Source organism: Streptomyces sp. NBC_01017 (assembly GCF_045162795.1).
Taxonomy (GTDB): Bacteria; Actinomycetota; Actinomycetes; order Streptomycetales; family Streptomycetaceae; genus Streptomyces; species Streptomyces machairae.
The window spans coordinates 6,598,826-6,612,472 of record NZ_CP108683.1 but is presented as its reverse complement, the minus strand read 5'-3'; the positions used below and the strand labels follow the sequence as shown (position 1 = coordinate 6,612,472).

Sequence of the window (13,647 nt, the reverse complement as noted above, 5' to 3'; positions counted from 1 at the left end):
GGGGCAGCGCATCTTCGCATGGCATGTGTGGCTGTTGTGAAGGGGGATGCGTTCGTGATTCAAGGACGTTATGGGAACGTCACTGCACGACGGTCGACCAGTCCGGGGACTGCGCCGGATCGAGGCTGCGCAGCCGCTCCAGCGTCGCCGGCTTCTGCACGTCCATCCAGTCGGCGAGCTCCTTGAAGGACACGCACTTGACGTCCTTCTTGGTGCACACCTCCTCGATGATCCGGTCGACGGCCCGCATGTAGATGCCGCCGTTCCAGTCCTCGAAGTGGTTGCCGATGAACAGGGGCGCCCGGCTGCCGTAGTACACGCGGTTGAAGCCCGCCAGGTAGGTGCCGACGGTCTCCTCCTCCCACTGGGGGTACCGGGCCGGGTCGCCCTCGGTCTCGCCCTCGGACTGGTTGTAGAGGAAGTTGAAGTCCATGGAGAGGCCCTGGTACTTGCCCCCCTCGTAGGGGAGCATCTGGAGCGGGAAGTCCCAGATGCCGTTCTTCTTGGTCGGCCATATCTGGAAGTCGCCGGCGGAGCTGGCGTCGTAGCGGTAGCCGTAGTCCTTGGCGGCCTTCAGCAGGTTCTCCTGGCCCTCCAGGCAAGGGGCCCGCCCGCCGGTGACCGCCTTGGAGACGTCGAACGGCAGCGGGGGGAGATCCGTGGCGCCGGTGTTGGTCTTCCACTTCGACACGAACGAGTTGAACTGGTCGATCTCGCTCTTCCACTCCTCGACGCTCCAGTCGCCGCCGCCCTTCTCGCCGCAGAAGTGGCCGTTGAAGTGGGTGCCGATCTCGTTGCCGTCCTGCCACGCCTTGCCGAGCTGCTCCACCGTGGTGAGGATGTGCTCGTCCGTGGGGTAGCTGATCGCCGCGGCTCCCCTGTCGTGCTGGGGCGGGTCGTACAGCGCCTTCTTGTCCTTCGGCAGCAGGTAGATGCCCGTGAGGAAGAACGTCATGTGGGCGTCGTACTTCTTCGCCACCTCGCGGTAGTGCGAGAAGAGCTTGTCGTCGCCCTCCAGCCCACCGTCCCAGGAGAAGACGACGAACTGCGGCGGCTTCTGTCCGGGCTTGAGCGGCACCGGCTTCAACTGGCCCTTCTGCGGACCGGTGTAGGAAGTGGAGCCGTCCCCCAGGATCTTGGTCCTGCCGTCCCACTGCGGCTCCTTGGCGCCCGCCCCGCCCGCCTTGCGCTGTTCCCCGGACGACGCGGTCGGCTCGGTGTTCCCCGTGCGGTTCAGCACCAGGTAGCCCGCCGTCAGCGAGGCGACGACGAGGAGTGCCGCCAGGGCCAGGAACCCCGGACGGCGTGCGGCGGCGGTGCGGCGCGATGCCCGGGCCTTGCGGCGACGCCCAGACGGTGGCTTCATGTGCGGCTCATTCTCCTGACGGTTGGACTGCGGTACCGGGTCGGTGGTCAGCCGAGGGGGCTCATGGCCCCGGACCAGATGCCGTAGGGGACGCTGTCGTCGGCGGTGCCGGCGAGACCCTTCAGCGGCAGCGGTTCGAGGCTCTTGGCGAGGTCGATGCGGTAGACGACGACCGCCGTGGAGACGGACTTGTGGGTGCCGACGTACCAGGAGGCGGTGTCCTTGGGTGTCGTCCCGGCCTTCCCGGCCACCTGCGCCGTGGCGGGCGCCGCGTCGGGGTGGGCGGTCCGGAAGGCGTCCGTGAGCGCGGAGGTGACCTCCTCGGCCACGTCGGCGCCGACCGCCCGCCGGGGGTCCGGCAGGTTCAGGGAGATCTTGTCGCCGTTGTGGGTGATCCGCCGCACCGAGTACGGCTCGGTGTGCTTGCCGGCCGCCGCGAACGTGGAGTAGCCGCTGGCCATGCGGATGGCGCTGGGCGTCGAGCTGCCCATGGACAGCGTCGGCACCTGGGCCCCGATGCTGGAGCTCAGCAGACCCGCGGCCTCGGCGGTGGAGCGCACCTTGTCCAGGCCGGTGTCCATGCCGAGTTGCATGAACGGCGTGTTCACCGACAGCGCCATCGCCCGGTGCAGGGAGATCTGCCCGTACGACCTGTTGCCGTCGTTGCTGGCGGCCACCTTGCGGCCGCTGCGGTCCCAGTACGGCCCCTCCGGCGTGGTCACCGGCACGTCGTCGTCGCCGTCGTAGACGGACTCCCCGGTGACGGCGGTCGCCTCCCCGTCGCGGGTCTTGCGGACGCCGTGCTCCAGACCGGCCGCGTACACGAACGGTGTGAAGGCCGAACCGGCCGGGACGGTGGTGGCGTTGGACTCGTTGTAGCCCTGCTTACGGTGGTCGGGGCCGCCGTGGACGGCGAGGATCCGGCCGTCGCCGGCCACCGACGCCGCGCCGTAGTGCACGCTCTTCGCGGCCTTCGGGTCGTCCTTCTGAGCCTTCTTGCGCGCGTTCGTGACGGCCTCGGTGAGCTGGTCCTGCCGTCTCTTGTCGAAGGTCGTGTAGATCTGGTAGCCGCCGAGGTCGTAGTCCTTGTCGGAGATCTGGGCGGCCTTCTTGGCGTACTGGGAGGCGAGTTCGACGAGGTAGTCGCTCTGCTCACCGGTGTCGTACAGCGGGTTGCGCTTCAGCGGCTCGGGGAACTTCTTGTAGGTGTCCCGCTCGGACTGCGAGAGCTTGCCTATCTGGACCATCCGGTCGAGCGTCCAGGACCAGCGCTCCACGGCCCGGGCGCGGTTGGCGCTGCTCAGGGTCGGGTCGTACAGGCCGGCGCCCTTGAGCAGGGCGGCCAGGAACGCGGCCTCGCTGGCGTTGAGCTCGCTGACGTCCTTGCCGTAGTAGGCCTGGGAGGCGCGCTGGATGCCGTAGGTGCCGCGGCCGAACCAGCTGGTGTTCAGGTAGCTCTCGAGGATCTCGTCCTTGCTCATCCGGTTGTCGAGCTTGAGGGCGATCATGGCCTCGCTGACCTTGCGGCGCAGCGTCTGGTCCTGGTTCAGGTAGACGTTCTTGACGTACTGCTGCGTGATGGTCGAGCCGCCCTGGGTGTCGCCCTGGCCCAGCGTGCGGAACAGGGCGCGGGTGATGCCCTGGACGGAGATGCCGGGGTCGCTGTAGAAGCTCGCGTTCTCCGCGGCGAGGACGGCCCAGCGGACGTCGTCGGGGATGTCCTTCAGCGGCATCGCCTGCCGCTGCACCCAGCCGGTACGGGCCATGGGCGTCCCGTCGGCCCAGAAGTACACGTTGTCCTGCTGGGTGGCGTACGAGTTGAGGTTGTCCGGGATGTCGGTGGCCGCGTAGGCGACGGCGAGGAGGAGGCCGCTGAGGCCGACGCCGGCCAGTGCGCCGCCGAGCCACTGCCGCCAGGACGGCAGCCAGCGGCGCCACCCGGTGCGGCCGGGCCGGGGGTACTGCGGCCGCATCCGGCGGGCGTAGGGCGCGAGGCGGGCGGCCAGGGGGGCGAGGCGGGCGAGGTGGGGGGCGAGGAAGGCCAGCAGGGGCGCCAGGTGAAGAGCGGCGACGAGGCGGGGGCCCAGGGGCGGGCTGGGGGCTTTGCGGCGGTTGCGGTTGCTGCGGCGATGCTGCTGGTCGGGCGTGTCATCACCGGATATCCGCTGCGATGATTCCGTTTCCGCGGAACGGGATATTTCGGATATCGCCGATTCGCTTTCGGCATCGGATATGCGTTGGGACGGCACACGCAACTGAACGGTCTGGTCCACCGGAAACAAACCGGACACCTTCAGCTGCATGGTGGCGTCCCGCTCTTGAGGCTCCTCCCGCTCCTCCTCCCCACGCCCCCTCAGCGCCACGACCTCCCCCTCGCATTCGGTATATGCCGACCTCACAGTCCAGCGCGCCTACAAATTACCAGCGCCCTTCACAATCTCTCCACGGAGGAAAGTGTTATCCGACTCAGAACATCGGCAAATAAGGGACATTTGACGTACAAGTGATGGCGCTCACGTCGGGCCGTTAGTTGTATACACCCAGGATGTGGAGTCCGCGTCCGAGACCCATCCATCGGCGGGCGGCTCCAGCCACCCCTCTTCGGCCGCGAGCCGGGCCGCGGCGTGTCGCAGGGCGTCGAACGCGGGGTGCGCGAGGCCCTTTCGCCACACCAGCGACACCGGCGACAAGGGCACGGGGTCGGTCAGGGGACGCAGCACGGTCCCGGGCATGGCCGGGAAGTCGACGACGGCGAGGACGGGGTGGCGCAGCTTGGCCATGATCCGCTGGAACTCCTCGTCGCCGACGGCGAGCGGCGCGGGCGGGGCGACCTCGATGCCCCGCCCGTCGAAGAGCCGGTGCGCGAGGTCGGTCCACTCCGGGGTACGGGGGTTGCCGGCACCGGCGTACACGGTCTCGCCGGCCAGCGCGGCCAGCGGCACCCGCTCCAGGGCGGCCAGCGGATGGTCCTCGGGCAGCACGATCGCCATCGGCTCGTAGCGGACCGGCTGATGGTCGAGGCCGGCCCGCAGCGCCGGGTCCAGTCCCGCGAACCGTCCGAAGGACGCGTCCAGCCGCCCCGCGACCAGCTCCGCGGCCGCACCCGTCAGGCCGCTCTCGTAGCGGGCCATCAGTTCGTGCTCGGGGGCGAGTTCGCGGGCCCGGTGCAGGACCCGGCGGCCGGTGACCAGGCCCGGCGAGTTCAGGTCCACCAGCAGGGGCCGCGCCTGGCCGAAGGCGGCGAGCAGGTCGTCCTGGGCCTGGAGGGCACGGCGGGCGTACGGCACCAGCCGCTCGCCGTCGGCCGTCAGCGTGACGTACCGGGTCGTCCGCACGAACAGCTCGGCGCCCAACTCCCGCTCCAGCCGCCGTACGTCCCGGCTCAGCGCCTGCTGGGCGACGTACAGACGGGCCGCGGCGCGCGTGAAGTGCAGCTCGTCCGCCACGGCGAGGAAGGCGCGCAGGAGGCGGGGGTCGAGGTGGGCGGGGGCGGCAGCGGGCATGCGGGGGAATTTACAGCTCGCGCGTCTCTCACAACACAGGTGCGTGAATCCGTCCCGAACAGGTGTTGGACCCCTTGATCCACTGCGGGCGACGGTGGAGCCATGCCGCAGTCGCCGTCCACGAACGCCCCCGCCCCCTCCGCCGGTCACTCCTCCCGCCCGTACCGCCGGCTCTTCGCCCACCCCGGCACCCGCGCCTTCACCCTCGCGAACCTGGCCGCCCGCCTCCCCATGGGCATGTTCAGCGTGAGCGCGGTCGTGATGATCGCCGGTACCCGGGGGTCGTACGCCCTCGCCGGCGCCGTCACCGCGACCGGCCTCGCGGCGACCGCGCTGGTCGCCCCCTGGACGGCGCGGCTCGTCGACCGGTACGGCCAGGCCCGGGTCGCCGTACCCGCCACGCTCTGCGCGGCGCTGGGCAGCCTCGCGCTGCTGCTGTGCGTGCGCTACGACGCCCCCGCCTGGACCCTCTTCGCCGCGTACGCCGCCACCGCGACGACCCCCAACACCGGCGGCATGTCCCGCGCCCGCTGGGCGCACCTGCTCAAGGGCGACCCCGAGGCCCTGCACACCGCGAACTCCTTCGAACAGGCCGCGGACGAGCTGTGCTTCATGCTGGGCCCGGTGCTCGCGGCCTTCCTGTGCGGGACCTTCTTCCCGGAGGCGGGGACGCTCGTCGGGGTGGTGCTCCTGGTGACGGGTGTGCTGGCGTTCGCGGCCCAGCGGTCGACGGAACCACCGCCCTGGGCCCCCACGGCCGAGGCCGCCGGCACGTCACCGTTCCGCGCTCCCGGCATGCCCCCGCTGCTGGCCGTCTGCCTCGCCATGGGAGCGGTGTTCGGGTCGACGGAGGTCGTCACGATCGCGTTCGCGGACGCCCAGGGCCACCGGACGGCGGCGGGTGCGGTGCTCGCGCTCCAGGCGGCCGGTTCCTGTGCGGCGGGTCTGCTGTACGGGCGGCTGCGGCTCTCCGGTCCCGCCGAGTACCGCTACGTGTGGTGCATAGCGGCGATGACCGCGCTGCTGACGCTGCCCCTGCTCGCCGCGTCCCTCACCGGCTCGCTCCCGCTGCTGTGCGTCGCGCTGCTGTTCGCCGGCATGGCCACGGCCCCGACCATGATCACCAACATGGCCCTGGTCCAGCAGCGCACCCCGGAAGGCCACCTCAACGAGGGCATGACCCTCGCGGTGACCGCCCTGCTCGGCGGCATCGCGTGCGGCAGTGCGACCGGCGGCTGGCTGGCGGAGCACCTCTCCCCCGCGGCGGCCTACGGCGTGCCGGTCTCAGCGGCGGCCGCGGCACTGCTCATCGCCCTCGCGACAGGGGCCGTCGACTCGGCGCGCGGTCGCGTGAACAGTGGGTGATCGTGCTGCCGGGTGGGGGGCCGTTGTGCTGTACTTGGGTGCAGAAGGGCCCTCGCCCGGCCGTGTGACCGGACGGTGGCCCGCGCTCAGCAAGGGCCTGTCGGATGTCCCCAGTGGCTTTCGGGACATCCGGAAAGTGGGCCTCGCCCGAAGCGGACAACTTCGAGCGAGGCCCGGCTCAGCAAGAGCCTGTCGGATGTCCCCACGCGGTATGGGGACATCCGGCTACCTGCTGCACCACCAGAGCACCCACCTCCTCGCGTGCCTTGCCGCTCGCTCCGGCAGAAGCCGGATCAGCCGCATGACGAAAGTCAGTTTCTGCTCCTCGTGACGCCCATCCGGGGGCGTCCTCCCTTCGACGTGAGGCGGCCGGCCACGGTCCCGGAGCCGCTCTCGTCGGGCCGGGCCCCGACGAGGTGGGGCCCGGAATGAAGGGAGGACGCACCCATCGGGTGCGTCACGGGGGCAACCATACCGGCTACGGCGTGTTGTCGTGCGACAACGGACAGCGACGGGAGGCCAGTTGGCGCCTCAGCCGTGCCAGGCCCGTGGGCAGGCGTAGGCACGCAGGCGTTCCGGGCGGGTCCAGTGGGCCGTGGCGGCGCGTTGCGGGGTGGGGGCGTGGGTGGCGTCCGGGGTGGTCAGACGCAGGGTCAGGACGGCTGTGAACGCCGCGAGTTCCTCGGGACTCGGCTCGCCCCGCAGGACCTTGAAGGACGTGGCGGTGAGCAGGTCGGAGGTCGACGGGTGGGGGGTCGGGGTCTGGGTCCGGGTCGTGGTCATGCGGGCTCCTACTGGGGCGGGTTGCCGTGCTTGCGGGTGGGCAGGGCCGCGGACTTGGTGGCGAGCATCGCCACGGCACGGCTGAGGATCTGCCGGGTCTCGCGGGGGTCGATCACGTCGTCGACGAGGCCGCGCTCGGCCGCGTAGTAGGGGTGGACCAGTTCGTCCTTGTATTCCGCGATCTTCTGGCGGCGCATCGCCTCGGGGTCGTCGGCGGCCGCGATCTCCCGGCGGAACACGACGTTCGCCGCGCCCTCCGCTCCCATCACGGCGATCTCGTTGGTGGGCCAGGCGAGGGCGACGTCGGCGCCGATGGAGCGGGAGTCCATGACGATGTAGGCGCCGCCGTAGGCCTTGCGCAGGACGACCGAGACGCGGGGCACGGTGGCGTTGCAGTACGCGTAGAGGAGCTTCGCCCCGCGGCGGATGATGCCCTCGTGCTCCTGGTCGACGCCGGGCAGGAAGCCGGGCACGTCCACCAGGGTGATCAGCGGGATGTTGAACGCGTCGCAGAACTGCACGAACCGCGCGCCCTTTTCGCTCGCCCGGATGTCGAGCACGCCGGCCATGGAGGCGGGCTGGTTGGCGACGATGCCCACGACGTGGCCGTCGAGGCGGGCCAGCGCGCAGACGATGTTGGTGGCGAAGGCGGCGTGGACCTCCAAGTAGTCGCCGTCGTCGACGAGTTCCTCGATCACCTTGCGGATGTCGTAGGAGCGGTTGCCGTCCTCGGGGACCAGGTCGAGCAGCGCGTCGCCGGGGCGGTCCGCGGGGTCGTCGGTGGGGTGGGCGGGCGGCAGTTCGCGGTTGTTGGAGGGGAGCAGGGACAGGAGGTAGCGGACCTCTTCGAGGCAGGTGCGCTCGTCGTCGTAGACGAAGTGGGCGACGCCGGAGATACCGCCGTGCACGTCGGCGCCGCCGAGGCCGTTCTGGGTGATCTCTTCGCCGGTCACCGCCTTCACCACGTCCGGGCCGGTGATGAACATCTGGGAGATGTCGCGTACGGCGAAGACGAAGTCGGTCAGGGCGGGTGAGTAGGCCGCGCCGCCCGCGCACGGGCCGAGCATCACGCTGATCTGCGGGATGACGCCGGACGCCTTGGTGTTGCGCTGGAAGATGCCGCCGTAGCCGGCCAGGGCGGAGACGCCCTCCTGGATGCGGGCGCCCGCGCCGTCGTTGAGGGAGACCAGGGGTGCGCCCGCCGCGATGGCCATGTCCATCAGCTTGTGGATCTTCTGGGCGTGGGCCTCGCCGAGGGCGCCGCCGAAGATGCGGAAGTCATGGGCGTAGACGAAGACCGTGCGGCCCTCCACCGTGCCCCAGCCGGTGACGACGCCGTCGGTGTACGGCCGCTTCGCCTCCAGGCCGAAGCCCTGGGCGCGGTGTCGGCGCAGGGCCTCGACCTCGGTGAACGAGCCGGGGTCGAGGAGGAGTTCGATGCGTTCGCGGGCGGTGAGCTTGCCCTTGGCGTGCTGGCGTTCGGTGGCCTTGGGGTCGGGGCCGTTGCGGGCGCGTTCCTTGATGGTCCGCAGTTCCGTGAGCCGGTCCGCCTCGCTGGTGTCCGGGGCGGTGTCGAGCACGGGAGCTTCGGGAGCTCGGGGTTCGGTGACGGTTACGGTCATGATGCCTGGGCCCTTTCCTTCCTGTTCCTGGTGTCGATGAGGGCGTGCGTCCGGACGGCGGACGGGTCGTGGGCGCGCAGTACCGTGCGCAGGGCCGGCTGGACGGCGGAGATCCGCCGGTCGGCGTCCCGGGTGTGGAGCCACTCGGCGGGCACCGGGTGCAGGGCGGCCCGCCAGTCCTTGCTGCCGGCCAGCGCGGCGGCGCCGACATGGCCGTCGCACAGGGGCATGTTGCGCACCGTCCAGCCGGTCGGGCGCCAGGACTCGGCGGCCTCGCCGAGGTAGTCGAGGTCGGCCGCGCGGGCGAGCCCGGTGCCGAGGCCCTTCAGATACGCCTCCTTGCGGGACCACAGCCGTGCGAAGGCCCTCTGGCGCCGGTCGGCGGGGAGCCGGGTGATCTCCTGCCGCTCGGCCGGGTGCAGCAGGGGCAGACAGGCGTCGACGGTCTCCGGCGACGGCAGCGCCTGGACGTCGACGCCGACGCGAGTGCGGGCGACCGCGACCAGGGCCAGGCCGTGGCTGTGCGAGAGCGAGAACTCGGGGGCGCCCGGCAGATCGACCAGGACCGGCCGGCCGTGCCGTTCCCCGCACTCCTCGCACCACTCCCGGCCGAGGGGCAGGCGCCGGGGTGCTACGCCGGTGTAGACCGACAGGACCCGGCGCAGGCCCACGTGGGCGGCGACGTACATCTGCCGGTCGCTCTGCCTGCGGTAGGCGGCCGCCCGGCGCCGCTCGTGCTCGTCGAGTTCGCCGACCGGTATCTCGCGCGGCGAGGCGGGGGGCGGCAGCAGCCAGACGTGCAGGTCCGACGGACCCAACTCCCGGGTATCGCGTGGGGTGTTCGGAATGCGGGGGAGGTTCATGGGCGGCTCCCGGTGCCGGGCGTGGGTTCGGATGCGGGTTCGGTTGCGGGGTCGGCTATTGGGTCGGTCTTCGGGTCCGCCGGGTGGGGGTGCGGGTGTTCCTGGGGCCGGTCGGCCGGGGTGGTGGCCGGGGCGCGTGTGTCACTGCGGTCGGCCGCCGCCGCTACGAGGGCGGCCGCCAGGGAGATCAGGCCGCCCGCCCACAGCGCGGAACGGGTGCCGAGGTACTGGGTGACGACGCCCACGAACAGGGCGCCGAGCGGGGCGCTGCCCTGGAGGATCAGGGTGTAGAGGGCCATGACACGGCCCCGGTAGGCAGGGTCGCTGCCCAGCTGGACCCGGTGGTTGGCGGCCTGCGCGAAGTACAGGGACGCGAAGCCGGTCGGTACCAGCAGGACCAGCGCCGTCGCCAGGTTCGGCGCCCAGCCGGTGGCCGCCGCGAGGGCGCCGAAGGCACAGGCCCAGCCGATGACCAGGCGGGCCCGGGGGCGGCCCCGGCGCAGGGTGCCGGTGAAGGCGGCCAGCAGCGATCCGGCGGCGAGCGCCGCGGTGAGCAGGCCGAAGGCGGCGGCGTCGGTGTGGAAGACGGTACGGGCCATGAGCGGCAGGGTCAGCTGGAGGTTCAGGCCGAACAGCGACACCGCCGCGAGCAGGGCCAACGTCGCCACCAGGTCGGGCCGGGACCGCAGATGGGCCAGCCCCTCGGTGACCCGGGCCTGGCCCGCGGCCGGGCGGGGCGGTCGGTGCAGTTCCCCGGGCCGCATGGCGCGCAGCCCGGCCACGGTCGCCGCGTAGCTCGCCGCGTTGAGCAGCATCACGGTGCCGGTGCCGGCGGCCTCGATCAGCAGCCCGGCCAGGGACGGGCCCAGCACCCGCGCGATGTTGAAGTAGGCGCCGCTGAGCGCGGACGCGTTGGGCACCAGGTCGGGTCCCACCAGCTCGGCGATGAAGGACAGCCGGGCCGGGACCTCCACAGCGTTCGCGACGCCGAGGGCGAGTGCGAAGACGTAGACGTGCCACAGCTCGGCCGCGCCGCCGGTGACCAGCAGGCCGAGCAGCAGCGCCAGCACACCGGAGACGACGTTGGCGCCGGTCAGCAGGGCCCGCTTGTCGTACCGGTCGGCGATACGGCCGCCGTACAGCGTCAGCAGCAGCATCGGCGTGAACTGGAGCGCGGTGACCGTGGCGAGGGCCGTGCCGGAGTCGCCGGTCAGTTCGAGCACGAGCCAGTCCTGGGCGACGACCATCATCCAGGTGCCGGTGGCGGACGCGATCTGACCGCCGGCGAAGAGACGGAAGTTGCGTACGGTCAGGGAGCGCAGGCTGGTGGCCAGGAGTCGGCGGGGCGGTCGTCGGGACTTGCGCAGTGCTGTGCGTCGAGGAGTGCGTGGTGTCCTGGCCGGGGTCATGGACCGTCCCGCTCCGGCATGCCTTCCTCGAAGTACAGGCACTCCTCGAAGAAGGCGAGCGCGCGCAGGTGGTAGGCGCGGGCCGTCAGGCCCAGGCTGATGTTGTGCCCGGCGTCCGGCTGCCGGTCGACGACCACGCGCGGCGCGGCGCTCAGCCTCGCCCGCAGGTCGTCGAGGGCGTCGGCGTCGTGCCGCCACCACAGTTCGTGCTCGGCGAAGGTCAGGCGTACGGGGACGCGCACGCGCGGGGCGAGCGCGTCGAAGACGTCAGGCCAGTCCGAGGCGGCCCGCAGCTCCAGTTCGGGGATGGGCTTCACGAAGGCGGCGCTGCGCTTGAAGGTGGCGGGCGGATAGAGGCCGAGCCGGCCCCAGTTGTGCTTCCAGCGGGCCCGGTCGGGGCCGGTGAGCAGTTCCGCGGAGCGCGGGGCGTAGCGGTGGCCGCAGCCGGAGATGTCCAGGCCCAGCAGTTCGGCGGGCGGGGCTTCGGCGGCCAGGGTGAGGGCGAGTTTGCCGCCGAAGGAGTGCGCGAGCAGGAACGTACCGATGCCGATGTCGTACTCGGCGTCGAAGTGGTCGAGCGCGGCCCGCAGGACGCGGGCCTGCCCGGCGAGGTCCAGGCCTTCGGGGAGCCCGGCGGCGGAGTCGCCGTAGCCGGGCCGGTCGACGGCGAGGACCGCGTACCCCAGATGCGCTCCCAACGCGCACAGGGAGGCGTCCGGTTGGGCCCCGCCGTCGAAGTACCCCGCGCTCATCCCGGCCCCGTGCAGGGCGACCACGGTGGCACGCGGCGGCGTGCTCTCGGGTGCGCTCAGCAGGGCCGACAGGGTGTACCCGGCGGCATCGAGCGTGATCCGCCGCACGCGCGGGCCGACCGACAGGGACGTGACCATCGTGCTACGCCACCTCCGGGGTGCCGAACCAGTGGTGCAGGGCGATGACGAGGGCCTCGATACCGGTCGGGTCGTCCGCGAACGGCCAGTCGGCCTCGGGTGTCGTGGCCTCGGCACCGCGGAGGGTGCCGGGGACGGGGCTGTCGGCAGCCGTGGGGCTGGGGATGCGGCCACCGGCGGGCGAAGGAACGGGACCGGGAGCTCCGGCGGGCACGGGGCCGGAGGCCGGCGCGCCGGCGGGCACGGCACCGGAGGCAGGCGCGGAGACAGCGGAGACAGGCGCGTCCGCGGCCAGTGGGCCGGAGACACGGCCGTCGGCCGTCGTGGGGCCGGAGGCGGGGGCGGCGGCGGTCGGGGGGCGCCGGGTGGAGGCTGTGGTGCTCTCGCCGACGGCCGCCCAGGCCACATGGCCGTCGGGGCGGACCAGCAGGGCCGTCGCGCCGGCGAAGACGCCGAAGTGTTCGGGGGTGGCCGTGACGACGGTGACCCGGTCGGCCCAGGTGGCCGCGGCCTCGCGGAGGTTGGCGTCGTCCGTCAGGTCGAGCAGGACACCGCGGGCCGGGTGCAGCAGGGCCGTCGTGGTGGTCGGGGTGCCGTCGGACAGGTGGAGCGGGCGCGGGGGCAGGCGGCGGCCGACGAGGGGGTGGGTGCCGGGGCCGAGGTCGTAGGTGATGTCGAGGTGGCTGACGACGCCGGCCAGTCGGCGGCGTACGTCCTCCAGCTCCATCAGCTCGCCGAACACCTTGCGCACCGGGTCGGCCTCGGCGCCGCCGAGGAAGATCATGCCCTGCGCGCGGGTGTTCATCAGCAGCCGGGCGCCGACGGGGTGCCGTTCGTCGTGGTAGCTGTCGATGAGGGCGTCAGGCAGCTCACCGCGGATCACCGCGGCCAGCTTCCAGCCGAGGTTGACCGCGTCCTGCACGCCTGTGCTGAGCCCCTGTCCGCCGGCCGGCAGATGGACGTGCGCGGCGTCCCCGGCGAGCAGCACCCGGCCCCTGCGGTAGGCGGAGACCTGGCGGGTGGCGTCCGTGAAGGAGCTGACCCAGTCGGCGCCGCCACCGGCCAGCGACTCGCCGGTGATGCGCTCCCAGGCGGCGGCGACCTCGTCGAACTCCACCTCCTCGGGCCGGTCCCCGGCCGGCGTGCCGTCCTCGCACACGATGATCCGGTCGACGCCCGGCGCCAGCGGCGCGGCCATCACCATGCCGTTCTCCAGCCGCTCCCCCAGGAAGCGGGGCCGGATCTCGCAGCCGGTGACGTCGGCCAGGTACATGCGGCGGGTGGCCGCGAGCCCGGGGAAGTCGAACCCGGCGGCCTTGCGCACGACGCTCTGCCCGCCGTCGCAGCCCACCAGGTACGCCCCGCGCAGCCGCTGCTCGCCCTCGGGCGTGACCGCCACGATCTCGACGCCGTCGCCGTCCTCGGCCAGCTTGGCGAGTTCCCAGCCGCGCCGGATGTCCGCTCCCAGTTCGCCGGCCCATTCCTCCAGGACGGCCTCCGTCTGCGACTGCGGGACGCCCCGCGCGCCGAAGTGGGCGTCCTCCAGGACGGTGTAGTCGAACTGCACGCCGCCGAAGTGCCCCATCGGGCTCTTCTCCAGCGCGCCGAACCGCGGCAGCAGCCCGCGCTGGTCGAACACCTCCATCGCGCGGGCCGTGAACCCCAGCCCCCGGGACTGCCCGGTCGGCCGTGCCAGCTTCTCCACGACGACGACCCGGGCGCCGCCCAGCCGCAGTTCCCCGGCCAGCATGAGGCCGGTCGGCCCCGCCCCGACGACGATCACGTCCGTCACATCCGTGTCCACAGCGCTTCCCTCTCTGAACCTGAATTGAGATGATTTCATCTG

The 13,647-nt window shown here is 72.1% G+C and carries 9 protein-coding genes and 1 pseudogene; 1 reads left to right on the top strand and 9 read right to left on the bottom strand.

The window, feature by feature from the left end:
• Positions 1 to 79: 79 nt before the first annotated feature.
• The 3 genes from OG331_RS30305 to OG331_RS30295 form a co-directional block, all read right to left on the bottom strand.
• Positions 80 to 1,366 (bottom strand): hypothetical protein, encoded by a 1,287-nt coding sequence (locus tag OG331_RS30305; protein ID WP_406202024.1) that lies wholly within the window; start codon positions 1,364 to 1,366, stop codon positions 80 to 82.
• A 47-nt stretch (positions 1,367 to 1,413) separates the two neighbouring features.
• Positions 1,414 to 3,669 carry a transglycosylase domain-containing protein gene (locus OG331_RS30300; RefSeq protein ID WP_406210373.1) on the bottom strand — a complete coding sequence of 752 codons (2,256 nt, stop codon included), beginning with the start codon at positions 3,667 to 3,669 and terminating at the stop codon, positions 1,414 to 1,416.
• Positions 3,670 to 3,879: 210 nt separating this feature from the next.
• Positions 3,880 to 4,869, bottom strand: coding sequence for a LysR family transcriptional regulator (locus tag OG331_RS30295; protein ID WP_406202021.1), 990 nt, complete (start codon positions 4,867 to 4,869; stop codon positions 3,880 to 3,882).
• A gap of 102 nt (positions 4,870 to 4,971) precedes the next feature.
• Between OG331_RS30295 and OG331_RS30290 the strand changes: the two genes are divergently transcribed.
• A complete protein-coding gene (locus OG331_RS30290; RefSeq protein ID WP_406202018.1) occupies positions 4,972 to 6,234 on the top strand; it encodes an MFS transporter in 1,263 nt (420 codons plus the stop codon).
• Positions 6,235 to 6,765: 531 nt separating this feature from the next.
• Here OG331_RS30290 and OG331_RS30285 read toward each other — a convergent pair.
• From OG331_RS30285 to OG331_RS30260, 6 genes and pseudogenes are all read right to left on the bottom strand, one after another.
• Entirely contained in the window at positions 6,766 to 7,017 is a 252-nt protein-coding gene (locus OG331_RS30285; protein WP_406202016.1) for an acyl-CoA carboxylase subunit epsilon, read from the bottom strand.
• Positions 7,018 to 7,025: 8 nt separating this feature from the next.
• Entirely contained in the window at positions 7,026 to 8,639 is a 1,614-nt protein-coding gene (locus OG331_RS30280; protein ID WP_406202013.1) for an acyl-CoA carboxylase subunit beta, read from the bottom strand.
• Positions 8,636 to 9,502: a 4'-phosphopantetheinyl transferase family protein gene (locus OG331_RS30275; RefSeq protein ID WP_406202011.1), complete on the bottom strand. Its 867-nt coding sequence runs from the start codon at positions 9,500 to 9,502 to the stop codon at positions 8,636 to 8,638. Before OG331_RS30275 ends, OG331_RS30280 begins: the two co-directional genes overlap by 4 nt.
• A complete protein-coding gene (locus tag OG331_RS30270) occupies positions 9,499 to 10,911 on the bottom strand; it encodes an MFS transporter (RefSeq protein WP_406202008.1) in 1,413 nt (470 codons plus the stop codon). The genes OG331_RS30275 and OG331_RS30270 overlap by 4 nt, the downstream gene beginning before the upstream one ends.
• Positions 10,908 to 11,801, bottom strand: coding sequence for an alpha/beta hydrolase (locus OG331_RS30265; protein ID WP_406202006.1), 894 nt, complete (start codon positions 11,799 to 11,801; stop codon positions 10,908 to 10,910). The genes OG331_RS30270 and OG331_RS30265 overlap by 4 nt, the downstream gene beginning before the upstream one ends.
• 379 nt (positions 11,802 to 12,180) lie before the next feature.
• Positions 12,181 to 13,644: pseudogene (locus tag OG331_RS30260) on the bottom strand (FAD-dependent monooxygenase); the annotation flags it as partial.
• Between the last annotated feature and the right edge of the window lie 3 nt (positions 13,645 to 13,647).

Coding starts and splice junctions, on each gene's coding strand:
- OG331_RS30305 (WP_406202024.1), bottom strand. CDS start 1,366: ATGAAGCCACCGTCTGGGCGTCGCCGCAAGGCCCGGGCATCGCGCCGC.
- OG331_RS30300 (WP_406210373.1), bottom strand. CDS start 3,669: ATGCAGCTGAAGGTGTCCGGTTTGTTTCCGGTGGACCAGACCGTTCAG.
- OG331_RS30295 (WP_406202021.1), bottom strand. CDS start 4,869: ATGCCCGCTGCCGCCCCCGCCCACCTCGACCCCCGCCTCCTGCGCGCC.
- OG331_RS30290 (WP_406202018.1), top strand. CDS start 4,972: ATGCCGCAGTCGCCGTCCACGAACGCCCCCGCCCCCTCCGCCGGTCAC.
- OG331_RS30285 (WP_406202016.1), bottom strand. CDS start 7,017: ATGACCACGACCCGGACCCAGACCCCGACCCCCCACCCGTCGACCTCC.
- OG331_RS30280 (WP_406202013.1), bottom strand. CDS start 8,639: ATGACCGTAACCGTCACCGAACCCCGAGCTCCCGAAGCTCCCGTGCTC.
- OG331_RS30275 (WP_406202011.1), bottom strand. CDS start 9,502: ATGAACCTCCCCCGCATTCCGAACACCCCACGCGATACCCGGGAGTTG.
- OG331_RS30270 (WP_406202008.1), bottom strand. CDS start 10,911: ATGACCCCGGCCAGGACACCACGCACTCCTCGACGCACAGCACTGCGC.
- OG331_RS30265 (WP_406202006.1), bottom strand. CDS start 11,801: ATGGTCACGTCCCTGTCGGTCGGCCCGCGCGTGCGGCGGATCACGCTC.